The sequence below is a fragment of the Acidimicrobiia bacterium genome, from assembly GCA_041393965.1.
GTDB lineage: Bacteria > Actinomycetota > Acidimicrobiia > Spongiisociales > UBA5794 > UBA5794.
In genome coordinates this window covers 405,162-430,604 of the sequence record JAWKJB010000002.1, presented here as the reverse complement: position 1 = coordinate 430,604, position 25,443 = coordinate 405,162, and the positions used below count along the sequence as shown (strand labels likewise).

24 protein-coding genes and 1 riboswitch are annotated in these 25,443 nt (G+C 63.2%); of the genes, 7 read left to right on the top strand and 17 right to left on the bottom strand.

What is annotated here, in order from left to right; genetic code table 11:
• The first annotated feature begins 11 nt into the window (after window positions 1-11).
• A riboswitch (TPP riboswitch) is annotated at window positions 12-134 on the top strand.
• From R2823_06865 to R2823_06850, 4 genes are all read left to right on the top strand, one after another.
• On the top strand, window positions 120-773 hold the full coding sequence (locus R2823_06865; protein ID MEZ5175911.1) for a thiamine diphosphokinase: 654 nt from the start codon (window positions 120-122) through the stop codon (window positions 771-773). Its footprint overlaps the riboswitch before it by 15 nt.
• Window positions 770-1,810 (top strand): thiamine ABC transporter substrate-binding protein, encoded by a 1,041-nt coding sequence (locus tag R2823_06860; protein MEZ5175910.1) that lies wholly within the window; start codon window positions 770-772, stop codon window positions 1,808-1,810. The genes R2823_06865 and R2823_06860 overlap by 4 nt, the downstream gene beginning before the upstream one ends.
• Entirely contained in the window at window positions 1,786-3,441 is a 1,656-nt protein-coding gene (locus R2823_06855; protein ID MEZ5175909.1) for an iron ABC transporter permease, read from the top strand. The genes R2823_06860 and R2823_06855 overlap by 25 nt, the downstream gene beginning before the upstream one ends.
• Complete coding sequence (locus tag R2823_06850; protein ID MEZ5175908.1) at window positions 3,438-4,388, top strand: ABC transporter ATP-binding protein; 951 nt, start codon at window positions 3,438-3,440, stop codon at window positions 4,386-4,388. Before R2823_06855 ends, R2823_06850 begins: the two co-directional genes overlap by 4 nt.
• A 4-nt stretch (window positions 4,389-4,392) precedes the next feature.
• On the opposite strand, the gene R2823_06845 is transcribed toward R2823_06850, so the two are convergent.
• Entirely contained in the window at window positions 4,393-4,950 is a 558-nt protein-coding gene (locus R2823_06845) for a cysteine hydrolase family protein (protein MEZ5175907.1), read from the bottom strand.
• Between the two features lie 2 nt (window positions 4,951-4,952).
• Window positions 4,953-5,969, bottom strand: coding sequence for a 5-formyltetrahydrofolate cyclo-ligase (locus R2823_06840; protein MEZ5175906.1), 1,017 nt, complete (start codon window positions 5,967-5,969; stop codon window positions 4,953-4,955).
• A gap of 96 nt (window positions 5,970-6,065) precedes the next feature.
• Between R2823_06840 and R2823_06835 the strand changes: the two genes are divergently transcribed.
• Entirely contained in the window at window positions 6,066-7,298 is a 1,233-nt protein-coding gene (locus R2823_06835) for a hypothetical protein (protein ID MEZ5175905.1), read from the top strand.
• Between the two features lie 25 nt (window positions 7,299-7,323).
• Here the strand turns inward: R2823_06835 and R2823_06830 are convergent, their stop codons facing one another.
• Complete coding sequence (locus tag R2823_06830; protein MEZ5175904.1) at window positions 7,324-8,511, bottom strand: crosslink repair DNA glycosylase YcaQ family protein; 1,188 nt, start codon at window positions 8,509-8,511, stop codon at window positions 7,324-7,326.
• Between the two features lie 35 nt (window positions 8,512-8,546).
• Between R2823_06830 and R2823_06825 the strand changes: the two genes are divergently transcribed.
• Window positions 8,547-9,293: a lysophospholipid acyltransferase family protein gene (locus R2823_06825; protein ID MEZ5175903.1), complete on the top strand. Its 747-nt coding sequence runs from the start codon at window positions 8,547-8,549 to the stop codon at window positions 9,291-9,293.
• A gap of 23 nt (window positions 9,294-9,316) precedes the next feature.
• On the opposite strand, the gene R2823_06820 is transcribed toward R2823_06825, so the two are convergent.
• Window positions 9,317-10,789 (bottom strand): DNA polymerase Y family protein, encoded by a 1,473-nt coding sequence (locus R2823_06820; GenBank protein ID MEZ5175902.1) that lies wholly within the window; start codon window positions 10,787-10,789, stop codon window positions 9,317-9,319.
• Window positions 10,725-11,441: a hypothetical protein gene (locus R2823_06815; protein ID MEZ5175901.1), complete on the bottom strand. Its 717-nt coding sequence runs from the start codon at window positions 11,439-11,441 to the stop codon at window positions 10,725-10,727. Before R2823_06815 ends, R2823_06820 begins: the two co-directional genes overlap by 65 nt.
• A gap of 144 nt (window positions 11,442-11,585) precedes the next feature.
• Here R2823_06815 and R2823_06810 point away from each other — a divergent pair, with 144 nt between their 5' ends.
• Window positions 11,586-11,789, top strand: a complete 204-nt coding sequence (locus R2823_06810) for a dodecin family protein (GenBank protein MEZ5175900.1) — start codon at window positions 11,586-11,588, stop codon at window positions 11,787-11,789.
• Between the two features lie 30 nt (window positions 11,790-11,819).
• Here R2823_06810 and R2823_06805 read toward each other — a convergent pair whose 3' ends face one another.
• From R2823_06805 to rimP, 12 genes are all read right to left on the bottom strand, one after another.
• Window positions 11,820-13,127, bottom strand: coding sequence for a phenylacetate--CoA ligase (locus tag R2823_06805; protein ID MEZ5175899.1), 1,308 nt, complete (start codon window positions 13,125-13,127; stop codon window positions 11,820-11,822).
• Window positions 13,128-13,238: 111 nt separating this feature from the next.
• A complete protein-coding gene (locus R2823_06800) occupies window positions 13,239-14,558 on the bottom strand; it encodes a phenylacetate--CoA ligase (protein MEZ5175898.1) in 1,320 nt (439 codons plus the stop codon).
• A gap of 80 nt (window positions 14,559-14,638) precedes the next feature.
• Complete coding sequence (locus R2823_06795; GenBank protein MEZ5175897.1) at window positions 14,639-16,960, bottom strand: polyribonucleotide nucleotidyltransferase; 2,322 nt, start codon at window positions 16,958-16,960, stop codon at window positions 14,639-14,641.
• Between the two features lie 146 nt (window positions 16,961-17,106).
• Entirely contained in the window at window positions 17,107-17,364 is a 258-nt protein-coding gene (gene rpsO, locus R2823_06790; GenBank protein ID MEZ5175896.1) for a 30S ribosomal protein S15, read from the bottom strand.
• A 102-nt stretch (window positions 17,365-17,466) separates the two neighbouring features.
• A complete protein-coding gene (locus R2823_06785; GenBank protein ID MEZ5175895.1) occupies window positions 17,467-18,435 on the bottom strand; it encodes a hypothetical protein in 969 nt (322 codons plus the stop codon).
• Between the two features lie 57 nt (window positions 18,436-18,492).
• Window positions 18,493-19,437 carry a bifunctional riboflavin kinase/FAD synthetase gene (locus R2823_06780; GenBank protein MEZ5175894.1) on the bottom strand — a complete coding sequence of 315 codons (945 nt, stop codon included), beginning with the start codon at window positions 19,435-19,437 and terminating at the stop codon, window positions 18,493-18,495.
• On the bottom strand, window positions 19,434-20,327 hold the full coding sequence (gene truB / locus R2823_06775; protein ID MEZ5175893.1) for a tRNA pseudouridine(55) synthase TruB: 894 nt from the start codon (window positions 20,325-20,327) through the stop codon (window positions 19,434-19,436). The genes R2823_06780 and truB overlap by 4 nt, the downstream gene beginning before the upstream one ends.
• Window positions 20,324-21,289, bottom strand: coding sequence for a bifunctional oligoribonuclease/PAP phosphatase NrnA (locus tag R2823_06770; GenBank protein ID MEZ5175892.1), 966 nt, complete (start codon window positions 21,287-21,289; stop codon window positions 20,324-20,326). The genes truB and R2823_06770 overlap by 4 nt, the downstream gene beginning before the upstream one ends.
• Entirely contained in the window at window positions 21,282-21,668 is a 387-nt protein-coding gene (rbfA, locus tag R2823_06765) for a 30S ribosome-binding factor RbfA (protein MEZ5175891.1), read from the bottom strand. Before rbfA ends, R2823_06770 begins: the two co-directional genes overlap by 8 nt.
• A 6-nt stretch (window positions 21,669-21,674) precedes the next feature.
• Complete coding sequence (gene infB, locus R2823_06760) at window positions 21,675-23,732, bottom strand: translation initiation factor IF-2 (protein ID MEZ5175890.1); 2,058 nt, start codon at window positions 23,730-23,732, stop codon at window positions 21,675-21,677.
• Between the two features lie 2 nt (window positions 23,733-23,734).
• Window positions 23,735-24,916 (bottom strand): transcription termination factor NusA, encoded by a 1,182-nt coding sequence (gene nusA, locus R2823_06755; GenBank protein ID MEZ5175889.1) that lies wholly within the window; start codon window positions 24,914-24,916, stop codon window positions 23,735-23,737.
• 9 nt (window positions 24,917-24,925) lie between these two features.
• Complete coding sequence (rimP, locus tag R2823_06750) at window positions 24,926-25,405, bottom strand: ribosome maturation factor RimP (protein MEZ5175888.1); 480 nt, start codon at window positions 25,403-25,405, stop codon at window positions 24,926-24,928.
• Window positions 25,406-25,443 lie beyond the last annotated feature (38 nt).

Genomic DNA, 25,443 nt, shown 5'->3' with positions numbered 1-25,443 from the left:
CTACACTGGCCGTGACCACACCGGGGAGCTCGGGAGATACCGGGCTGAGAGGGTGGCTTTGCGACCGCACTGCCACCGACCCGCTGAACCTGACACTGGATAATCCCAGCGGAGGAAGGGTGGAGGCCATCGCAGCAACAAGCCGAACAGCAAGCATCTTCCTCGGCGGCGAGCTCTGCACGACCCCTGCCCCTCAGCCGAGATCGTTCATCATCGCTGCCGACTCGGGGTATGACCACGCATTGGCACAGGGATTCGCCGTCGATTTCCTCATCGGCGACCTCGACTCGATCTCGGACCATGGCCTTGCCCATGCCGAACGCAACGATGTGACGATCGAACGGCACGATTCCGACAAGGATGAGACCGATCTCGAACTCGCGATGCTCAAGGCGGTGGCGCGAGGCTCTCGCCGTATCGACCTTTTCGGTGGCGAAGCGGGCCGCCTCGATCACCTCCTCGGCATCGCGTCCGCGCTCACTGATCGCCGGTTCTCCGACATCGACATCGTGTGGCACACCTGCACGGGCCAGGTCCGTCCCATCAGCGATGGCGGAACAATCGAAGTCGATGTCGCCATCGGCACGACCGTCTCGCTCGTCGCGATGTCCGACACGACCGGTGTCTCGACCTCGGGGATGACATGGGCGCTGTCGGGCGCAACGCTCGCACGGGGAACCTCGCGCGGTCTCAGAAACACAACCAATGCCAGGCCAGCATCGGTGTCGGTCGACACCGGCGCCCTCCTGGTGATCGTGGAAGGAACAACATGACCAGGATCGTCCGAACGCTCACCATTATCACGGCAGCCCTTGCGGTCCTCGTCGCGGCGTGCACCTCCGAGACGAAGCCAGACCAGCTCGTGCTGCTCACCCACGACTCGTTCGCGCTCAGCGACGGGATTTTCGACGAGTTCACCGACGACACCGGCATCACGGTGAGCGTCCGAACCGGAGGTGACGCCGGGACGATGGTCAACCAGGCCATCCTGACCAAGGACAACCCCATCGCCGATGTGGTCTTCGGTGTTGACAACACCTTGCTTTCACGAGCGCTGGACAACGACCTGTTCGCCCCGTACCGAGCCGGTGAGCTCGACAAGGTCTCACCCCTCCTCCATGTCGAAGGGGACTACGCCACTGCGATCACCTTCGGGGATGTGTGTGTCAACTACCACAAGAAGAGCTTCGAGGACGCGCAGCTACCGGTCCCAGCCGACCTCGCCGCACTCACTGACCCCATGTACCGGAACCTGCTCGTCGTCGAGGACCCAGCAACATCGTCTCCGGGACTCGCTTTCCTCATGGCAACCATCGCGGCGTATCCCGACGGCGCCGCCTACGACTGGAAGGCGTACTGGAACGACCTGTTCGACAACGGAGTATCGGTTGCGTCCGATTGGTCCGAGGCCTACTACACGCAGTTCGCCCAATCGGGCGGTGACCGTCCACTCGTCGTGTCATACGCGTCCTCACCGCCAGCCGAGGTCCTGTTCGGTGAGCTGGCCGACGCACCGACCGGTGTCATGACCGAGGGTTGCTTCCGACAGATCGAGTTCGCCGGCATCGTCAACGGGACCGCCCATCCGGCGGCGGCCGGACAACTGATCGACTTCCTGTTGTCGACAACCGTCCAAGAGGACATCCCGCTCAACATGTTCGTGTACCCGACAAACGAAGAGGCGGCGCTGCCGCCTCTCTTCGTCGAATACACCGTGTTTCCGGATGCCCCGGTGATCATGGATCCCGGCACGATCGACACCAATCGCGAAAGATGGATCCAGGAGTGGACGCAGATCGCTCGTTCGTAGCCGAACGCAGGCGGACCAGGGTCGGCCGGTTCGCTCTCGTCGCCGTACCGACCGTGTTCCTCGGGTACTTCTTCCTGTATCCGTTGGTTTCGATCACGATCCGGGGTCTCTCGGTTGATGGATCGCTGAGCCTCGGCGTTGTGGCCGATGTCGTCAGCGATCCCGGTTTGCGAGGGATCGCCTGGTTCACGCTCTGGCAGGCCACCGTCTCGACCGTTCTCACGGTTGTGTTCGCCCTCCCCGCAGCGTGGGTCTTCGCCCGATTCGACTTCCCGGCGAAGCGGATCCTGCGGGCGTCGACACTGATTCCCTTCGTTCTTCCGACCCTCGTCGTCGGAACCGCCTTTCTCACCCTTGTCGGACCGCGAGGCATGTTCCGTGTCGACCTCACCGGCACGGTGTGGATCATCCTCATCGCCCATGTGTTCTACAACTACGCGATTGTGGTGCGAGGAGTCGGCGCCTACTGGGAACGGATCGATCCTGATCTCGAGGAAGCCGCAAAGACCCTCGGTGCGACACCGCTGACCGTGTTTCGAACCGTTACGCTGCCGCTACTTCGACCGGCGATCGCGTCGACGAGTGCTCTCGTCTTCCTTTTTTCGTTCACCTCGTTCGGAGTCGTGCTGATTCTTGGCGACCTCAGCTACACCACGATCGAAGTCGAGATCTGGCGCCAAGCCACTGCGGCGTTCCGCCTCGACATCGCATCGACGCTCGCGGTCCTCCAGATCATCGGTGTCGGAGGCATCCTGATGATGTACGGCAGCTTCCAGCGACGAACCGCCGTCACCTTCCGCCAGGACATCACAGGGCCCCGACGGCCGCGCGACCGGCGGGAACGGACGCTGGTGACAGCAATCGTTGGATCGATGATCGCCATCCTCGGTATCCCCATCGTGGTCCTGGTTGGCCGATCCCTTGTCGAACCCGGAGGAGGCGTCGGCTTCGGAAACTACATCTCCTTTGCCACCCTCCCAAACCAGAGTGCAGCGTTCGTGGACCCCGTCGCGGCCATCGCCAACTCATTCCGTTTCGCGACCGCTGCGGCCCTGATCGCGATCGTGATCGGACTCCTCGCGAGTGCCGCGCTCGCGTACACCTCCAGACGCGTCGCAAGCACCTTCGATGTGTTTGTCATGCTCCCGCTCGGGACCTCGGCAGTGACAATCGGATTCGGCTTTCTCGTCGCCCTCGACTGGCCGGTTGACCTACGCGCGTCGCTTCTGCTGATCCCAATCGCTCATGCGCTCGTTGCCATTCCGTTTGTGGTACGCACCGCAACGCCAACCCTCGGAAGTGTGCAGTTCGAGCTGAGGGAAGCAGCAGCGACCCTTGGCGCAACACCGTGGCGCGCATGGTGGACCGTCGACTTTCCGCTCGTTGGCCGGGCGCTGACGGTCGGAGCGGCGTTTGCGTTCGTGATATCGATGGGGGAATTCGGCGCGACGGCGTTCATCGCTCGACCAGAAGCTCCGACGATTCCGATCGCGATCTTCCGGCTCCTCGGTCGCCCCGGTGGCGCACCGTTCGGCGCTGCGGTCGCGCTGAGCGCCGTCCTGATGCTGATCACGGCGGTGTCGATCCTCGTCATCGACGGCGTTCGCGCCGAGCAGCGAGGTGAGCTGTGAGCGTCGTGATCGAGAACCTGAGCGTCGCCTATGGGGCAAACCTTGCGCTTGAGCGGATCAGTCTCGTGATCGAGGAGCGGGAACGATTCGCCGTGATGGGTGCCTCCGGATCGGGGAAGTCGAGCCTTCTGCGCGCCATCGCCGGGATCATTCCGTCCACCGGAACGATTACGGCGGACGGCGTCAGGCTGGATCTCCTTCCGCCACATGAGCGCCCCATCGGCCTCATGTTCCAGAACTATGCCCTGTTTCCGCACATGACCGTCCTCGACAATGTCGCGTACGGGCTCCGGATGGCGGGCATCCCCAGCGCTGCGAGGAACACGCGAGCATCGGAACTCCTCGATCTCGTCGGACTCGGAGGCTTCGGTCCGCGCGATCCGAACACGCTGTCGGGAGGAGAGCAGCAACGGGTGGCGCTCGCGAGGACGCTCGCTCCGGAACCGACGATCCTCATGCTCGACGAACCGCTCGGTTCCCTCGACCTCACCCTTCGCGAGTCATTGCTGCACGAGATGCGCACGATCGTGACCGCCGTTGGTGCCACCGCCATCTATGTCACCCACGACCGCGGTGAGGCATTCGCGTTCGCCGATCGGGTTGCGATTCTCGATACCGGGCGGGTCGCCGCCGTCGCCAGTCCCGCCGTGCTGTGGCGGGCACCGGGAACCGAACGAGTTGCCCGCCTCATCGGGCATCCGAACATTCTCTCCACATTCCGTGGAAGGGGACCCGTGTCGATTCCGTCGGATGCCATCACGATCGATACGGACGGGGCGCTGCGCGCAACGGTGGTTGAATCGATGTTCTCCGACGGAGCCTTCGCGACCTCGGTGGTGACCGAAGACGGATCCGAACTCGCGCTCACCACACGCCACCCGCTGGAACCCGGCACCGTTGTGGGGATCACCATCGATGACAGCGAGATCATCGATCTCGCGCCGTGACTCGTCAGTCCACCAGATCTGCAGTATGCATGACCGATCCGAAACCCGCCTCGAGGGTGACCGCCGTGTAGCGCGCGATCTCACGGGCACGGTACACCTTGTGGGTCGGGGTGACGATGTCGAAGGTGTGGGTTGCGTCGATAACGAAGATCATGTCATAGCCGAGATCGGAGGCGATCCGCGCGGTGGTCTCGCAGCACATGTTTGTCTGGATCCCGCAGATGGCGACTCCTGCAACGCCGTGTTCGGTGAGCCACGCATCGAGGTCCTCGTCGCCGTGGAATGCTGAATGGACCGACTTCGTGATCAGGAGGTCGGGCTCCCCCGAGACGACATCCTTGAAGGCGAATCCGGGTGAGCCGGCGGCGAGGGGCGAGGACCGCTCGGCCGATCCATGGCGCACGAAGACGATCGGCCAGCCCTGTTTGCGCCACGCAGCAATGAGAAGTCCAATGTTGGTTTCGCACTCGGTGTTGTTGCGCGGTCCCCAGTAGCCCTCGTCATCGAATCCCTTCTGGACATCGATGACGACAAGTGCCGTGCTGTTCTCCCACTGCTTCATCCTCATCCTTCCGATGCGACCGACGCGACCCTCGCGCCGGTGGCGGCGATGAGGCGCTCAAGTGACACCGGATACACCGACTCGGGTGTTCCTGCCGCCGACCAGACCCAACGATAGCGGCCGAGAGATGCGTCGATCACCGCTGGCATCTCCGTCGAGTGACCAACCGCGGGTGTCCCCCCGCCCGCGTAACCGGAGATGTCGCGCACCTCGCTGAGTCGGGCCGCGCTCGCGGTGGTCGCACCGACGAACGAAGCAAGCTTGCCCTCATCGACGCGACGATCACCCGAACAGATGACGAGGACCGGCTTGCCGTCTGCCACAAAGACGAGCGTCTTCGCGATCGCTCCGAGCTCGCAGCCGATGGCGTCTGCAGCATCCCTCGAGGTTCTCGTCCCTTGAGGAAACCGCACCGGCGCCGCAGCGATCCCGTATGCAACCGCAGCGGACACGAAGCGGTCGCTCGCGTCCTGGAGCTCACCACCGACCCGACGAATCCCCGACTCCGTCACGACCCAGTCAACGGACTCATCACGCTCATCGACCGGCACTTCGTCGACGAAGGCTCCCTCCACGGTGACACCGACAAGGACGACTCCCCGCGGGAGTCGAGCGAGGAGGCGGTCGTAGTAGCCCTTCCCTCGACCCAGCCGATTGCCAGCCGAGTCAAAGGCTCTTCCGGGCACGAGCACGACATCGACCTCATCGAGGTCGACCGCACGAGCATCGACGCCTGGCTCGAGAAAGCCGAACGGGTGACGACGCAGTTGATCGGACCGCAGCTCATGGATGCACAGCTCCCCACCGGCGTCGATACGCGGCGCGAGGAAGGAACACCGTGCAAGGCTCGCGAGGCCGCCCAGATCGATCTCGTCGCCCATCGCAAGGTAGGTGACGACCCGTCCATGCAACGGCGGCCAAGCAGCGAGGTGCTCAACCACGGCGCCCGAGTGTGCTGCGCGCCCAACGCCACGCATCCTCTCACGCAGTTGCCTCTTCGCTTCTCTGATCGAATCCACAGGGCCTCCGGGCACTGCACGGTAGCGACTGTGTGCGTTCAGCCGGGTTGGGGCTCTTCGACTACCGATCCCCTTCGCGGCGGTAGGGTGCAACCCATGGGCACGCCATCGGACGACCCCCGGGTTCGACCCATCCCCATCGAGGATGACCTGTCCGCTTCGGTTCTGTCCTCGCCATCCGACGAGGGCACGCCCATCACGGGGCGTCCGTGGCTTCCCATCGCCGTGTCGGGGCTCGCGGTCGCCATCGTGGTCGGATCGGTTGCTCTTTTCGGCGCCCTCGGCGAGGACGATCCGCCCGTACTCGATTCGACACCGTTCGCCGACCGCGCAGGGGTCGAGGACCGGGCAGGGAACGCTTCTCCCTTCGGGGAACCTCTCAACGAGCTGATTCCCGGCATCGAGGACCGTTTGACCCTGATCGTCGACAGCGAGGACGGGCCCACCACCCTGCAATGGGATCCAGAGTTCATACGCCCGAAGGAGATTCTTCTCGACCCCCGACCGGCGCCCGACTCGACACATAGGGCAGTGTTCGACAGCAGCGGCAGGTTCATCGCCGTGACCGAGCACCTCCCCGACACCCTCACCTACAACCTGTCCCTCGGGATTCCGACCGAGCTCGAGACGGTGACGCTCCCCGCGGTGCTCAGCCACACCTGGCACGCCACCGAGGTCGGACGGCTCGCGTGGGTACAGCAGATGGCCGATGAGTCGTCGATGCTGTTCACCGCCGCCGTTGACCCGATGGGTCGCTCCCTGATGCACATCTCGGCGGTGACACCGATCGACGAAGGCGAACAGCTCGTCCGCTGGGACGCCAACGGCTTCCTGTCAACGACGCCGCGACAGACCACGCTGTGGCGGTCCGGGGACGGTTCACTTCTTCGGAGCAGGCCGGGCACGGTTGCCGCTGTATCCGCCACCAGTCTCGTGATGGCTCCACCGCATGTTGCCCCGGACCATCTAACCGAAGCGGTGCTGATGACGCGGATGGGCGACGATCCCGAAACGCTCTTCGACCGGCGCGTCATGGAGGACGATGGCGTCGCCAGCGTCGCGATGAGCGCGAACACCGATCTCCTCGCGAACTTCCGCGGAGGGCTCAGCGATGCCCACCTCGAGGTACATGGCCCCACCGTGAACCCGACGCGCCACCTCACCTACCGCGGGGCACTCACACCGGTCGGGTTCACGGCAAACGACCGATTCGTCGTCCTGCGCGTCGATGGAACGAACGATCTCGTCTTCGCCGATTGGATGGCCGGGAGTTTCCATCTGCTGGATGTCCCCGAGGGCTACACGGTGCTCGCATTCGACATTGGGTGAGACATCGGGTGATTCGGAGCCAGCATCATCGTTGCTCCCGGAGGGCATCCATCAGGTTCCCTGCACGCTCGAATGCGATGTCGGGGAGTCCGAGCCAGCCGGCAAAGCGGTCGAGTTCCGAGCTGAGAGCACCAGCAACCGTTCGAGGATGGCTCCCCTCCTCCCGGAAGGCGCTCTTGACGATGAGCGTCCCGTTCTGCCGGTCGGCTTTGAGATCCACCCGACCGACGAGGTCGCCGTCCATCATGAACGGCAGCACATAGTAGCCGTACACCCGATCGGGCTCAGGGACATAGATCTCGATTCGGTACCGGAAGCCGAAGAGGCGCTCGGCCCGTTCGCGGTACCACACGACGGGATCGAACGGGCTCAGCAGGGTCGTTGCGTTGATCGAATGCGGACGCACCGCCTCGGGATCGAGGTACACCGGTCCCTTCCATCCGGCAACGGCAACCTCCTCGATGGTGCCTTCCGACGCAAGCGACTTCGCGACCGATCGGGCGGTGGGGATGTGAAGCCGGAAGTAGTCGGCGATGTCGTGGAGTGTGCCGACGCCGAGATGCCGTGTGGCCGCGGTGAGGAGTTCCCGATATGCCGCCTGCTTCGTCGGCGTCTCACTCCTGAGCACACCGGGCGGAAGCTGCCGTGCGGGCAGGTCGTAGAGCTTCACGAAGTTGTCGCTTCTCCGCGCGCTCAGCTTCCCGTTCGCGTACAGGATCTCAAGCGCGAGCTTGCCGGGGCCGTATCCCCACCACGGCTCACCGGAGCGTCCGGGTGCATCGAGATCACGAACGGTCAACGGTCCGCGATCGGCGATCTGGCCGAGGACATCGTCGAGGATCTCGGGGTGTCCATCGAGAAGCTCTCTGGCCGAACGCCATCTCGAGGGCAGCATCTCATCCATCTTCCAGCGCCACAACGGATGGCGATCCACCGGGAGGACTGCCGCCTCATGTGCCCAGTACTCGAAATGCTCGCCCGATGTGTGAAGCCACCGATCGAGCCGTTCGCGATCGTATGAGCCGATGCGCGAGTAGAAGGGCATGTAGTGGGCACGCACACAGACATTGACGCTGTCGAGCTGGATCAACCCGAGCCGGCCCATGACGCGACGGAAGTGGCGAACATCGACCCGTCCTGTCGGTGAAGGGTCGCCGAATCCCTGCGCGGCCAACGAGATCCGTCGAGCCGCGTCGCGGCTCAGTTGGCGCATGGGGTCACCCGAATCATCTCGTCTACGCTACCGCCATGCACAAGATCCTTGCTGCAGTGCGGACATTCGTCCTCGTGCCCCTCTTCTTTCTCCTCACATGCGTCTACGCGCTCTTCATCATCGTCTACGGCATCTTCAGACCGCATACGCCGCTGTTCGGGCGGATCGTGAAACGGTGGTCCCGCCAGTTCCTTCGTATCCCTCCGGTGCGGTTCGAGATCCATGGCGTGGAGCATGTCGATGAGTCCAGACGCTATGTCGTCGTGTCGAACCACCTGTCGACCTTCGACATCCCCCTTCTGTTCTGGGTCCTGCCCATCGAGGGCCGCTTCCTCGCCAAGAAGGAACTGTTCAGGATCCCGATCGTCTCCCCGGCGATGCGCCGGATCGGGATCATCGAGGTTGACCGGCAGGCCGGTGGTTCGAGCCGGCAGGCGATCAACGACGGGGTGCGGCTTGCCGCCGAGCGCGGTTACTCGCTCATGGTGTTCCCGGAGGGGACCCGCAGCGGCGGAGAGGAGCTGCTGCCCTTCAAGAAAGGAGCGTTCCGGATTGCGATCGACACCGGGCTTCCAATCCTGCCCGTGGCCATCGAAGGAACCGATCGTATCTCGACCCCGGGATCGAAGCTGTTCTTTCCCGGCCATGCGAGGATTCGTGTCCTGCCGCCGATCGAAACAGCCGAGTTGACGAACAAGGATGACCTCACGCCGCTGATGCGCGCCACCGAAGCGGCAATCACCAACGCCTATCTCGATCTTCACACCTCGTCGAAGCCGTGAACGGGGAACGGTGGACTTCCCCATCAGTCGTACACCCCGATCAGGTAGGTGGCACCGTCCCTGATCTCGCAGAGATAGGCGCCAACCGAGGTCACGATCTGGTATCGGTCGGCGGTCGACTGCCCATTCCACCATTGACCGACGGCTCTCCATGGTCCCGCCCATGACAGCACGGGAACCCAACGGGCCTTGAGTCGAACCTGCTCTGGCATCCCGTCGACCCAGGTCACCGGGAATGGCACAGGCTCCGGTGGAACAAGGGCCGGCGAGGGGCCAGGGATCTGCCCTGGCCATGGTGCGTCGGGATCGCGCTCCGATGCTGTTGGGGCCTCTCCCCAACGCGTCCATTGCACCCTCTGGCGCGCGTCCCGTCCTCCTTGTGGTGTCGCGACGAGAACATTGTCGAGACCGGCGATCGCCTGCACCTCCATGAAGGCCCGCTGCATCTCCTCGAAGGAACCCGCGTCTTCCTCGATGGCCATCTGCCTCCCGGCACCTGAAAGGTCAGCCGGTTCGAGACGAAGACTGACAAGGCCGCCACGGACGCTTGCCCCCGTCCCTTCGATCCATGTACGGAGCTGCCATCGGATCCGATCGGCAAGCGTATGGTCGTTGAACGGATCCGCACTCCGCCATGTTCGCGTCCGAACGGTCCCGTCACCAGCCATGGCCGTCACGATGACCCGGTGGGGGGCAACTCCCGATCGGGCGAGTTCTGCGATCAATCGTTGCGAGAGATTTCGCGCAGCAAAGCCCGCCGTTTCGAGATGGTCGATGGGTGGGTCGAAGTCCGACGAGATCGTGGGATCCCGACGAATCTCCCTCGGCTCGATGGGACGGTCCATTCCCCGAGCAAGCCGATGCGCCTCGTGCCCTTCCCTGCCAAAGCGTGACACGATTGCTTTGGTCGGGAGCTTGGCGAGCGACCCGAGCGTTGTGATCCCAAGCCGATGAAGGACCGCTGCGAGATCTTCGCTTGCGAGTGTTCTGACATCGAGTGCTGCGAGAAACGCCGCGTCGTCGTCGACGATCAGGATCGGTTGTGCCGAGGTGGTTGCCTTCGCTGCCCGATGGGCCGCGAAGGGACCGCGAGCGAGCCCCATCCGAAATCCATGACGGTATTCGGCAAGCTCCGTTGAGATTCGTTCGACGAGCGGGGCCTCTCCCCCGTAGTAGCGAACGGCGCCGTCGATGGGAACGAAGGCGAGGCCCGGTTCTGCGACCTCGACGGACGGAACCAGTGCCTCGATCGACAGGACGACGGGCTCGAATCGCGTCATGGCTTGCTGTTCGTCGGCATTGACGGTCACCACGGTCGGGCAGATCGCTTCCGCCGAGCGTCGCTGCATCCCGACCATCACACCGCCCGACGCTGCGAGATCGTTGTAGGCGACCACCTTGTTGGTCTCGTCGATCGCTTGGATCGGCTGATCAGGCAAGGTATCTGGTTGTCCGAGCATCCATGTGGGGAACCACACGCAGATCGTTCGTTCCATCGTCCTCGACTTCGATTGTTCGCTCCATGCCCCGAGTCGACTTGCCTGAGGCATCAAAGATGGTTCGCCGTGTCCTCAGCCGCCCATGACCGCTCTCGGCACCGTCCCAGATCACGGCCCTCGCCCTGAGATGGAGATGGGCGATCCCGCCGGGAAGATCCCCGGCAACGGGACGCAGCGCGAGGGGGATGCGTCGGGTTCGTGCCTTGCCAGCGAGTTTGCGAAGCACCGCATCTTTGACTCCGTTCGGAATCTCGGCATAGACGGCTTGTGCACCGTCAAGCAGGGTTGCAACGACTCGGCTCCAAGTGACGAGGTCACCGTTTCGCACCACGATCAAATGCTCGGGTTCGATCCCGAGTTCCCATGCCGCCTGCGGGCTCGCCCATCCACGGACATCAACCACCGCGAGGGCACCACGAGCAGCGTGTGGCGCCAGAAGGGACAAACCGATCCGTGTCAACCCGGAGCCGGGAAGCCCGGAAAGGGCCGCGACCTGCCCCTTTGCAAGCGCGAGGATGGATCCGGTCTCGTGCCCGTTGGACCGATCAGCAAGATCAGCATCTCGTGATGCCGTCGCCGAGAGGCCTCGCCGGGGGACATCTTCTCGTTGCAAGCTGACAACCACGCCGGTTCCTCTTGTTCGACTCACCAGCGTGACGCCCTCCGCCGGAAGGACAGACTAATCGAACACATGTTCGATTGGCAAATGGGGACGGCCCTGATCCAACCGATCGCAGTGCTCACGACCGAGGTAGATTCAGGGGAAGACGAGCGACCAGAAGGAGCGTCTCACGTGTCAGTTGCCAAGGTGATCGAGGTCACATCAACTTCCCCCGGATCATTCGAGGATGCCATCCGCAAAGGCATCGCCAAGGCGCAGAAATCCGTCGACGGTATTCGTGGGGCGTGGATATCCGAACACAAGGTCGAGATTGCCGAAGACGGCACCATCAAGCACTTCCGCGTCGACATGAAGCTGACCTTCGTCCTCGAGTAGCGCGACCGCAGGACGGATCTGCTTCGAGGACTACCTTGAGAGCGGGTCCCGGTCATCCACCTGTTCGTACACGCGTTTCGCCTTGCCGAGCTCGGATCGCGGAATGGATCCCGGGTCCCCAACGAGCACCGTTGTACGCGTCCGCAGCCGGGAGTGCAGCAACTTCTCGAGCCGTTCGCGGATGTTGTCCCGTTCCCTGAGACACTCGGCGCTGGCGAGTTCGCACCGCACCACCATCTCGACGAGTGTTTCCCGCTTGTCGAGCACGATCGCCCAATGACCCGAGACGCCCGCCTCGTCGAGGATGATGGCCTCGATCTCGGAGGGAAAGACATTGATGCCGCGAATGATCAGCATGTCGTCGGCGCGCCCCGCGATCCTGCCCATGCGTTGGAAGGTCCGGCCGCACGGAGACGGCTCATCGACGAAACGGGTGATATCCCTCGTCCGATACCGGATGACCGGAAGCGCCTCTTTCGTCAGGGTGGTCAACACCAACTCGCCATACTCTCCTGCCGCGACGGGCTCGCCCGTCTTGGGATCGACGATCTCGGGATAGAAGTGGTCATCGAAGATGAACGGAGCACCCTTCCCTTCGATCGACTCGATGGCAACACCGGGACCGATGATCTCCGAGAGTCCGTAGACATCGACCGCATCGATCCCCCACGCCTCCTCGACCTTCGTGCGCATCGACTCGGACCATGCCTCAGCCCCGTGGATTCCGTATTCGACCTTCATGTCACCCATCCGACCAGCTGCCTCGGCGCGCTCGGCGAGCAGCAGGGAGAATGACGGCGTCGCACAAAAGCCCCGCGCCCCGAGATCCGCGAGCAACTCGACCTGGAAATCCGTGTTGCCGCCCGAGGCCGGGACGACGGTCACCCCGAACAGCTCGGCACCCGCATGCAAGCCGAGACCACCCGTGAACAGCCCATATCCGTGTGCATTGTGGAAAATGTCATGCGGCTGTGCCCCTGCGCACCCCAGCACCCTTGCGTTGACCTCCGCGAACACACCAAGATCATGCTTGGTGTACGCGACGATGGTGGGCTTGCCAGAAGTCCCCGATGATGCGTGAATCCGGTTGCACGCCGCGACGGGGACGGTGAGCATGCCATAGGGAAACGCTTCGCGCATCTCGGACTTGTCGGTGAACGGGAGGCTCGTGATGTCGTCAATCGAGGTGATCTCCCCCACCTGCGCCATCTTGGTGCGCCAGTACGGAACCTCCGATGCCTTCAGACGATCGACAAGGGACACAAGCCTCGCACTCTGGAGGCGGCGTCGCTCCGTCCGTGGCATCGTCTCGAGTTCGCGCTGATACAAGCCGTCCACGCTCCTGCGGTCGCGTCACCGAACCATACTTGCAGACTCAACAACTCCACAATCCATGAATGTGACAACGAGCGGAACGAGGGCTGGCATCAGGATGTGAAGACGATGCGCTCAGCCGAGCGGATCACGATCGTCGGTCTGTTCGAAGACGCGCTTGGCCTTCCCGAGCTCGGATCGCGGAATGGACCCCGGATCACCGACGATGACCGAGGTCCTCGATCGCAGGCGTGTGTAGAGGGCGGCCTCGATCCGATCGCGAATGGCCTCTCGCTCCGGAATGTCGCCAGCCTCGGCGAGTTCACATCGCACGACCATCTCCACCATGGTGCCCCGCTTGTCGAGGACGATCGCCCACTGACCCGACACGCCGGGTTCGGCGAGGATGACCGCTTCGATCTCCGACGGAAAGACATTCACGCCGCGGATGATGAGCATGTCGTCTGCGCGGCCTGCGATCCGGTCCATCCGCTGGAAGGTTCGACCGCACGGTGACGGTTCGTCGACGAACCGCGTGATGTCGCCGGTCCGGTAGCGGATCACGGGCAGCGCTTCCTTGGTGAGCGTGGTCAAGACGAGTTCTCCGAACTCCCCGACATCAACCGGCTCTCCCGTCTTGGGATCGACGATCTCGGGATAGAAGTGATCATCGAAGATGAACGGCGCACCCTTGCCCGCAACCGACTCCATCGCGACCCCTGGGCCGATGACCTCGGAGAGCCCGTAGATGTCGAGCGCATCGATCCCCCATGCCTCCTCGATCTTCGTGCGCATCGACTCGGACCATGGCTCGGCGCCGAGCACGCCGTACTCGACCTTGATCTCGTCCATGAGCCCTGATTCCTGTGCGCGTTCGGCGAGCAGGAGGGAGAACGACGGCGTCGCACAAAAGCCGCGAGCTCCGAGGTCGGCGAGCAGCTCCACCTGGAACGCGGTGTTCCCGCCCGATGCGGGCACAACCGTGACACCGAACAGTTCGGCTCCGCCATGGAGGCCGAGGCCCCCCGTGAACAACCCGTAGCCGTAGGCGATATGAAACACATCGTCGGGATGCGCGCCGGCGCATCCGAGCACCCGTGCGTTCACCTCGGCGAAGACCCTGAGATCCGATGCGGTGTAGGCCACCACCGTTGGTTTTCCCGATGTACCCGACGATGCATGGATGCGGTTGCACGCTCCAACGGGCACCGTCAACATGCCATACGGGAAGGCGTCGCGTAGGTCGGATTTGACCGTGAACGGGAGCAGCGAGATATCGTCGATCGATACGATGTCACCAACGCTGGCCATCTTGGCCTTCCAGTACGGCACCTCGGAGGCTTTGAGGCGGTCAACAAGCGCGACGAGGCGTTCGCTTTGCAGTTCACGCTTGTCGGCCTTCGGCATGGTCTCGAGCTCTGGTTGGTACATCCTCGCCTCGTCGATCGACTCCACCGCATGATTGCAGACAAGAGAAGTCAACAATCCGGGAGGGCCGACCCGCGCGGGTCGGCCCTCCCGGATTCGGATTGGTACTAATTGGTTCGATCGAACTCGTCTTCGAATGAGACGACCTTGCGCCCGGGTTTGTCCGCCCGATCGCGGTTCCGCTTCCCGTCACGATGACGGTTGCGGTCGCCGCGGTCGCCCCTGCGTCCGTCGCCACTGTCGTCCTTCGGTTCGTCGTGCGTGTTGTCACCGTCGCTGGCGGCTGCACCGTCGGCCATGTCGAGGCTGACCTTTCCACGATCGTCGATCTCGCGCACGATCACCTTCACGGCGTCTCCGAGGTTGAGCACATCTTCGACCTTGTCGATCCGCTTGTTGCCTCCGATCTTGGAGATGTGCAACAGGCCGTCACGCCCCGGAAGGATGTTGACGAATGCACCGAACTTCGTCACATTCACCACCTCCCCGTCGTAGATCTCGCCAACCTTCGCCTCGGGTGGGAACCCGATCGCGAGGATTCTCTCCTTCGCGAGATTGAGTGAGGTGGTGTCAGGAGCGCCAACGCGGATCGTGCCATCGTCGTCGATGTCAATCGATGCGCCGGTCTCCTCCTCGAGTTCGCGGATAGTCTTCCCCTTGGGCCCGATGACTTCACCGATCTTGTCCTTGGGAATCATGACCGCCTCGATCTTCGGAGCCTTTTCGGCCAGTTCGGATCTCGGCTCAGCGATACACGCGTTCATGGTTTCGAGGATCGACAATCGCGCGTCGCGGGCCTGGTTCATCGCCGCGATGAGCACATCAGCCGGAAGACCCTCGATCTTGGTGTCGAGCTGGAGCGCCGTGATCATCTCGGCGGTGCCTGCGACCTTGAAGTCCATATCGCCAAGGTGATCCTCGACCCCGAGAATGTCCGTGAGGGTGACAAACTCGCCGTTCTGATGGATCAGCCCCATGGCGATACCTGCAACGGGAGCATGGATGGGAACGCCGGCAGCCATCAGGGAAAGCGACGATCCGCACACCGACGCCATCGAGGACGAACCGTTCGACATCAGCACCTCCGACACCAGCCGGTAGGCATAGGGGAAGTCCTCGGCTGGCGGAATGACGGGCAGCAACGCCTTCTCGGCGAGTGCTCCATGCCCGATCTCACGGCGCTTCGGGCCACGCATGAACCCCGCTTCCCCCGTCGCGAACGGTGGCATGTTGTAGTGGTGCATGTAGCGCTTGGATTCCTCCGGGGAAATCGTGTCAAGCATCTGCTCCATCTTCAACATGCCGAGTGTGGTCACATTGACCACCTGTGTCTCGCCTCGTTGGAAGAGGGCCGAGCCGTGCACATTGGGGATCACATCGATCTCGGCGGCAAGGGGTCTGATTTCGTGCGTCGCCCTCCCGTCGATACGCACACGGTCCGCAACGACCCTCGACCGCATGACCTCCTTCTGCACCTTCGAAAAGGCGGCCTTTGCAGCCTTGGAGTCATCGTGTTCGCCGTCGATGATTCCGAGTGCCTCGAGCACTTCGTCGCGCACGGCACTCTCGGCATCCTGGCGCTCGTGTTTGGCCACGATCGACCCGAGAGCTTCGAGCCTCCCCTTCGCGAGACCCTCAACCTGCGCGTAGAGGTCATCGGAGTAGTCCGAAAGAAAGGTCCAAGCGACCGGCTCGGGATCGCCGAGTTGCTCGGCCAGTTCGAGCTGGAGATCGATCATCGCCGCGATGTACTCCTTGGATTCCTCGAGCCCGGCCGCGACCGTGGCCTCATCCGAACCCTTGGCACCATCTTGAACCATGCGATAGCCGTTCTCTGAGGCTCCGGCCTCGACCATGGCGATGTCGATCGAACCCTCGGCATTGCGCTTTCCGGCAACGACGATCTCGAACACGGCCTCCTCGCCCTGGGTGTAGGTCGGGAACGGAACCCACGATCCGTCGATGAGCGCGAGACGCACGGCACCGATCGGGCCCTCGAACGGAATCGGACTGACCGTGAGGGCCGCCGACGCGCCGTTGAGCGCGAGGATGTCATGGGGGTTGTCGAGATCGGCTGCGAGGACGGTGGCAACGACATGGGTGTCGTGACGGAACCCGTCTTTGAAGTTCGGGCGCAGGGGTCTATCGATGAGGCGAGCGGTGAGGGTCGCCTTCTCCGTTGCACGCCCCTCCCGACGGAAGAACGAACCGGGAATCCGACCCACGGCGTAGGTGCGCTCCTCGACATCGACGGTGAGGGGGAAGAAGTCGACGCCCTCACGCAGTCGTCGGCTTCCGGTTGCGGTCACGAGGACCTCGGTGTCTCCGACGCGCACCACAACGGCGCCGTCGGCAAGTTGTGCGAGCTTTCCTGCGCTCAACGAGATCTCGATCTCGCCAAGGCGCCCGCGAACGGTGGTCTCTGCCACGCGTTTCTCCTTCTGTTGGGGAGAAGCGCCCAATTGGCAGTGGTCGGTGCTCGGAGGTGACCCGAACGCCCACCACTGTCAACTGAAACCGCTCCTCCGGTGCTTTCGCTCCCAAACAGACACGGCGTGAGCCGTACCTGGATTGGCTAGCGACGCAGACCCAGGGCTGCGATCAGGTTCCGGTAGCGCTCCACATCTTGTTCCTGGAGGTACCGAAGCAGTCGCCTGCGCTTCCCGACCATCATCAGGAGGCCCCGCCGGCTGTGATGGTCCTTGGGGTGGGCCTTCAGGTGTCCGGTCAGGTGATTGATACGCTCGGTCAACAATGCCACCTGGACCTCCGGCGAACCGGTGTCAGTGGGGTGCGTTCCGTATTCGTTTACAACCGTCTTCGTGTCGTTCACGAGGCACTTTCCTGCGAGGGAAGGAATCGGGCGATTGCCCACACGGGATGTTAGCAGCCTCCGCCCCTATTCCATCCATGCCGTTTGTCGTTCGAGACCGTCTCAGTCGTCCCCGAGCTCTTCACACGAGCCGGGATGATCGATTTCGGCGCGGACACATGCCGCGACCGCATCACTCACGAGCACCGATCGATGTGCCTGCTGAACCCGCCACACGAACAACAGGGGGCTCAACAGGGGATACAGCCACGCGCTGCCCCGACCATCATCAAGATCGAGCACCCGCAAGCCATCTGGTTGGTCGGGGAAGTTCGTCACGACCGCATCCCGATTCCTGATCACGAGCACCTCGACCCCCGCATGATCCCCGAGATGGTCACGAACATCTCGACATCCGGCAGCGTCGCACCGGGTTGGCGAGAAGTCCCCGTCGTCGGGAAGAAACCCGAAGGCCCACCGCGCCCCTACCGATTGCAACACACCTGCACCGCCGGATGCAATGGCGGGATCGAGCAGTGCCGCACCGCGGTATCCGTCGATGCGTGGCCTCTCACCGGCATCGATCGCTGCGATCATCTCCGCCCCGACGGCGCCACCGCGCGAATGGTGGATGCTGTAGATGTTGGCATTGTCCTCGGCGAGACCGCGCAAGAGGCCATCGAGTTCGGCCGCAGCAGCGTCAGTTCGGACATGATGGGACGACGCCGCGGAACTCGGACCGCCGTCGACCGTGGAGTAGTCGAACGCGACGACCCGGCTGGGATCAATCTCCATCGCCTCGATGAGGAAGGAGAAGTCGTCGACCGATCCGCCATCCCCATGGACAACGACAACCAGCGGATCGGTTCTGCGGCGTCGATACATGGTCACCGCCCCGGCTGCTGCGAGCACGACGCCAGTGGTCGAAACGGGGATCATCGGATGCCAAGGTCGTGGCACACCGACCGGTACCGACTGATGTGAGCGGACGGTGGGGTTCGGCGCGAGGCCGATACCATCGCCCGGTGCCATCCCGTCGGTGTTCGGAGGGGCGACGGCGAGGATCCCCGAGAGCAGCAGAGGCCCGATCATGGTGCTTCCTGTCACGGGGAAGCGCGGTGCCCCCACGATGCATCATTCGGGGCCGAGTTACAACCCTTGCGTGTTCACCCGCGGTTCGAGAACCGACTTCGCGATGTCGATGTCCGCTTCGATCTGTGACACGAGGGCGTCGACGGTTGTGAAGCGCTGCTCGTTGCGGATCCGGTCGATGAACTCGACGAGGACGGTCTTGCCGTACAGATCGATCTCGGCGTCGTACAGGTGCACCTCGATCGTTTCGGTGGTACCTCCGAAGGTTGGGCGGGTCCCCACATTGCACACACCGTTGAGGGGCGACCCGTCGACGACGCACCGCACCGCGTACACTCCCCCGGCTGGCCGAACGACACCATCGGGAAGGGCGATGTTTGCCGTGGGGAACCCGAGGGATTTCCCACGGTCGTCACCGACGACGACCGCGCCTTCGATCGTGAACGGCCTTCCGAGCATGCGGGCCGCGAGCTCGACGCTCCCCGAACTGATGGCAGCACGAATCGACGATGAACGGACCTCGGTTCCGTGGAGGTCAACAATGTCGGTTTCGACCACATCGAAGCCGAGGTCCCGACCGAAGACCCGCAGATCGTCGACGGTCCCTTCAGCGCGGAAGCCGAAACGGAACCCATGTCCAACGGCGACGACCTGTGCGTCGAGCGCATCTGCCAAGAAGATCTCGGCGAAGGACCGCGGAGCAAGGTGACGGATCTCATCGTCGAAATCGATGACAGCGACCGCATCGAGCCCTGTCGATTCGAGCAGCTTCAACCGACGACCAAGCGTCGTGAGCAGCGGTGGTGCCTCACCGCCGGTGATGACAGCGTGGGGGTGCGAACCGAATGTGAGTGCACAGACCGGTAACCCGACGGCCGAGGCGCGCAGTGCAGAGAACACGGCCAGATGGCCACGATGAACGCCGTCGAAGACGCCGATCGCAACGGCATACGCCGTACGGTCGGTGTTCCAGGTCGAGGGGTTCCCCTCGAACAGCTTCATGACAGGACCACCTCGGGTTTGAGCTGTTGTTGGTCACGACGGTACACAGCAACGAGTCGATCATCGCCATCGAGCATCCGCACGAATGCGCCGTCGGGCACATCGGGAGCGTCGGCCGCGGCGATCGGGGCGCCGTTACGAACTCGGAGCGCGGTTTGTGGGTCGGCGGTCAGTGACGGCATATGGCGGAGGGCCATCGACGGGGGAACGACGATCGAGTCGATGGATCCCGCCGTTGCGGTCTCGACGATGATGTCCACCCGAACTGCATCGTCGACATGCAGATCACCGTTGCGCACCCGGCGCAGCGCCGATAGGTGGGCGCGCCCTCCGAGCGCCCTCGCGATGTCGTCGCCGAGCGTGCGAATGTAGGTTCCCGTCGAGCACACGACCGACATGACAAACTCGGGATAATCCGATGGCATGAAATCGATGAGGTCGAGCCGGTGGATCGTTACCGGTCGGGCTTCGCGTTCGACGACCATGCCTCGCCGAGCCATCTCGTGGAGTCGACGCCCTTCGACCTTCCTTGCAGAGACCATCGGTGGTATCTGCATGATCTCCCCTCGGAACCGGTGCATGACTCGTTCCACCTCGGCTTGGGTGACCGGCATGGGTTCGCGCGACAGGATCGCGCCATCCGCATCGAGGGAGTCAGTCGCAACGCCGAGCTGCACCGTCGCGAGGTATTCCTTGCTGGCACCCTGCACGAAACGAAGCAGCTTCGTCGCCCCGCGGATTCCGAGAACGAGGAGACCGGTCGCCATGGGGTCGAGGGTGCCCGCATGGCCGACCTTCCCGTCAACGACCGTTCGTACCTTCGCCACGACATCGTGGGAAGTCCAGCCGGCTTGCTTGTCGACGAGGAGGAACCCTGGTCCTCGGGTCATGAGGGCAGCAGTCTGGTGATCTCTTCAATGATCCGCTCGGGGTTCTCGCTTGTCGTGAAACCAGCGGCATTGTGATGGCCACCACCACCGAACGCCGACGCGATCGCTGCCACATCGACAATGCCGCGGGAACGCAGGCTCCCCTTGTGGACTCCGGGCTTGGCTTCCTTCAGGAGGCAGGCGACCTCGGTACCGCGTGCGAGACGAACGAGATCGATCAGCGCATCCACCTCGTGATAGGCGAGATCGGCGGCATCGAGATCCTCTTGACGCATGACCGACCACACGAAGGCACGGTCGGCGTCGAGCACCGCCCGGCCGAGGACTCGGGAGGCGACGGTGTAGAAGCCGAACGGCTGTTCCTCGAAGAGGCGTTGGCCGATCGCGTCCGGCGATACGCCCGCACCGAGCAGCGAGGCTGCGATGTGGTGCGTGCGCGGTGTCGTCGCCGAGTATTGGAACCGTCCGGTGTCCGTGACGAGTCCGGTGTACAACGCCGTCGCCATAGGCTCGGTGACGGGCCACTTGAGCGCGTCGAGTACCTCGAAGACGAGTTCGGCCGTCGCGGCCGCTGACGGGTCGATCAACACGATATCGCCCCATGCGCCGTCGGAGATGTGATGATCGATGATCGCGAGGGACTTCGCGGCCTCCATGGGCGGTGCGAGCGCCCCGACCCTCCCACGCGTCGAGGTGTCGACGACGACGGCGAGATCGAGGTCCGACGGGAATCGGGATGGACGCACAAGGACCGAGGTGTCGAGGTAAGCCATTTCAGTGGGCACCACGAATGGCTCATCGAATGACGCAACAGCCGCCTTGCCTGCATTCCTGGCGCCGAGAGCAAGTGCGATCATCGATCCGAGCGCATCCCCGTCGGGACCGACATGCCCAACGACACCGATCGATTCTGCGTCTTTGAGCGCGGCGACAACGGCATCGAACCCGTGTTGATCAGTCACGGGAATCGGCATCATCGTCTGGGAGTGGATTGTCGGACTCGAGTCGACGGAGCAACTCCGCGATCTTGAGACCTTCGTCAATCGCGGGATCGACTCGAAACTCCAGCTTCGGCGTGAATCGCAAGCTCGACTGGGTGCCGACGGCACGCTGGATTCTCGATCGTGCTGATGCCAGTGCAGCGGCCGTTGCCGTCTTCTCCTCGTCGGAACCAAGGACGGAGTAGAACACCACTGCGTGGTGGAGGTCGGGGCTCGTCTCGATGCCGGTGATGGTCAAGAAACCGACTCGGGGATCCTTGAGATCCTTGACGCTGTCGGCCACGATCTCGCGTACGAGCTCGTTCACCTTTCGCATGCGCTGGCTTCGTGCTCGAGCCATGTGACCTCAGGTTCGTGCGACTTCCTTGATCTCGTACGACTCGATGGTGTCGCCTTCTTTGATGTCGCGGAAGTTGGCAAGCCCGATTCCGCACTCGTACCCGGCAGCGACCGTCTGGACATCGTCCTTGAACCGGCGAAGCGAAACGATTCGTCCGTCGTACACAACGACGCCGTCACGCACGAGGCGTGCTCTTGCGTTGCGGTTGATCGACCCCTCCGTGACATAGGAACCGGCGACGAGGCCGAGACGGGGTGCCCGGAACACCTGACGCACTTCCGCGACGCCGAGGAAGGTCTCGACTTCGTCTGGCGCAAGTTCTCCCACGAGAAGCGACTCGACATCATCGAGCAGCTCGTAGATGATCGAAAAGGTCCGAATGTCGATGCCTGCCTCTTTCGCTGCCGCTCGTGCCTGGGCGTCCGGGCGGGCATTGAACCCGTAGATGATTCCTCCGGATGCCTCGGCAAGGGACACATCGTTGGTGGTGACCCCCCCGACGGCACCGTGGACGATGGTGACATACCCGTCTTCGCGGCTGATCTTGCTGACAGTCTCCTTGATCGCTTCGAGCGAACCATGGGTGTCCGCTTTGACGATGACTCGCAACTCGGAGTGATCCTGGGTTCTCAGCTGCTCGATGAGCATGCCGAGCCGGTCGGTCGCCGAAGGAACGACGAGCTCCTTGGATCGAAGTTCATCCACCTTGGCTTGGGCGAGCTTCCGGGCAGTGCGTTCGTTCTTTGTCACCTCGAACATGTCTCCGGCGGTCGGCACATCGTCCCACCCCATCACAAGGACGGGCGTTGAAGGTCCTGCCGCGGTGAGTTCCTCGCCTGAGCCGTCGAACATCGCCCGCACCCGACCCGAAGTCGGGCCTGCGACGATCGCGTCCCCTTTCTTGAGGGTTCCGCGCTGGACGATCACCGTGGCAACCGGGCCGCGGCCGATCTCGAGCTGTGCCTCGATCACCGTCCCGATCGCGCGAGCCTTGGGGTTCGCTGTCAGTTCCTCGACCTCGGCAACAAGGGAGATCATCTCAAGCAGATCGTCGACTCCTTGGCCGGTCAAAGCGGAGAGTTCGACGGCCGGTGTCTCGCCTCCGAGCTCTTCCACCACGATCTCGTGTTGGGTCAGCGCTGCCCGGACCGCATGCGGGTCGGCGGTCTCGAGATCCATCTTGTTGATCGCGATGATGATCGGGACTCCCGCCGCCTTCGCGTGATCGAGTGCTTCGACGGTTTGCGGCATCACCGAATCATCGGCTGCCACAACGATCACGGCGATGTCGGTGACATCGGCGCCCCTTGCCCGCAATGCGGTGAAGGCCTCATGCCCAGGCGTGTCGATGAAGGTGATCGGCATTCCAGCCGATTGAACCTGGTAGGCGCCGATGTGCTGGGTGATGCGGCCGGCTTCATCGGCGATGACATTCGTGTTGCGAATCGTGTCGAGAAGTTGGGTCTTTCCGTGGTCGACATGGCCCATCACCGTGACAACCGGCGGCCGCGCCACGAGACTGCCGGGATCGTCCTCGTATTCGATGAGGTGCCGTTCCCTTACATGCGGCTCATCGTCCTCATCGGACTCCGCGACGAGGATCTCCCACCCGAGTTCCCTCCCGAGCGGCTCGATCGCCTGCACGGGAATCTCGCCTCCCCCTGGAACCATCTCGCCCATGAACATGAGGGTCTTGACGATTTCGGCGGTTCGGATCTTGACCATGCGGGCAAGCTCGTGGACCGTGATGCCGGGTTCGACGAGCAGCACTCGGTCTTCGGGCTCGTCGTCGCTCGGCTCGGTCGGCTCCACCGATGCTTCGGCTCGGGGCGCCTCCACCTCCGGCTGTTCGCCGTCGGAAGCTTCATCGGCGGCTTCTTCAGGGGATTCGACGGTGTCGGCGGCGTCATCGACAAACGAGAGGCGAACCAACTCGGCTGCGTCCTCGTCGAGGCCCGACGATGCGGTCTTCACCTCGATACCGAGTTCGACGGCGCGCGCAAGCACCTCTTTGGACTCCTCCCCGAGTTCTCGGGCCAGCTCGTAGACACGCTGTTTGCCCACGGCTATTCCGCCCCCTCTCCAGATGCATCTGCTTCGCCTTCGGTCTCTTGGTCCTCGGACTCCCCACCGTCTTCTTGGTCGTGGGACTCCGTCGCGTCGTGTGGCTCCTGCTCGTGGGACTCCGCCGCGTCCTTTGGTGCGTCACCCGCGGCGACCGCGAGCTCGACATCTTCGTCCTCTTGAACATCGAGCCCGAGGTCCTGGGACTCGGAGCGAATGTCGATCCGATAGCCGCTCAGGCGGGCAGCGAGTCTGGCGTTCTGGCCTTCCTTGCCGATGGCAAGCGACAGCTGATGATCCGGGACGATGACGGTCGCTGTCGGCGCCTCACCCTCCTCGAGTGGCTCATCGGGTTCCTCCAGCCTGACCTCGAGGACGCGCGCGGGGCTGAGGGCTTCTGCGATGAACGCTGTGGTGTTCTCATCCCATTCGACGATGTCAACCTTCTCGCCTTTCAGCTCCGTGACGACCTGCCTGACACGGGACCCGCGCGCGCCGACACAGGCACCGACCGGATCGACATTCGGATCATGGGACATGACGGCGATCTTGGTTCGGTGTCCCGCTTCTCGTGCGATGACTTTGATCTCGATGTCCCCATCCACAAGTTCAGGAACCTCAAGCTCGAAGAGGGCACGGATGAAGTCGGGGTGGCTCCGGGTCACGACGATGGGCGCCCCCTTCCCCTCCTCTCGTACTTCGAGGATCAGCGCCTTGACGCGGTTGCCTCGCTCGAGACGCTCGAATGGGATCTTTTCCGAACCGGGGAGGATGGCCTCGGCATCCCCGAGATCGAGGATTGCGTAGCGGTGGTCGGACTGCTGGACGATGCCGGTGATCAGGTCGCCTTCGCGGCCTTCGTACAGATCGAAGACCTGCTTGCTCTTGGCATCCCGAAGACGCTGGAGGATCACCTGCTTCGCCGTTTGTGCGGCGATGCGGCCGAAATCGTCAGGAGTGTCCTCCCATTCGTCGACGACATTCCCCTCCTCGTCGAGCTCCTGGCCGTACACACTGATCTCGCCGGTGTCGGCGTCGATCGTGACGCGGGCCTCCTCTGCGGCTCCCGGTGTGCGCTTGTACGCCGAGACAAGCGCATTCGCAAGCGCCTCCAAGATGGTGTCGCGAGGTACGCCCTTTTCCCGCTCGAGGAGATCGAGCGCATCCATCAGGTTGTAGTCCATCGTTGTCTCCTACGCGTGCGAAGTCTTCTGGCCGGGCTTCTCCCAAACGAACACGGTTCGTGCTGACGAAACATCGGCATACGAGACCTCGCGGTCGGTGCCATCGATGTCGATGACAAACGATGTCTCACCAGCCGTATGGAGCCGCCCCGTATGGACCTTGGTGCCGTCGATTTCTGCAAAGGTCTTCACCTTGACGGTCCGGCCGATCGACTTGTCGTAGTGCCGTTTGATACGGAGCTTGCGCTCGAGACCGGGCGAAGACACCTCGAGCGTGTACGCCCCTTGAATGGGATCCTCGGCGTCGAGTGTGCGACTGATCCCCCGGGACAGCTCGGCGATCTGATCGACGCCGACCCCGTCGGGCGAATCGACGGTGACGCGCACGATCCGACCACCGTTGAGGACCTCGAGATCGTCGAGCTCCACACCAACGGCGGTCACATGGGGCTCAATCATGCCCCACAGCCGGTCCTGCACGCTGCTCATCGTGCTCCTTGCACGCCAAAGAGAACTCTGCTCAAACA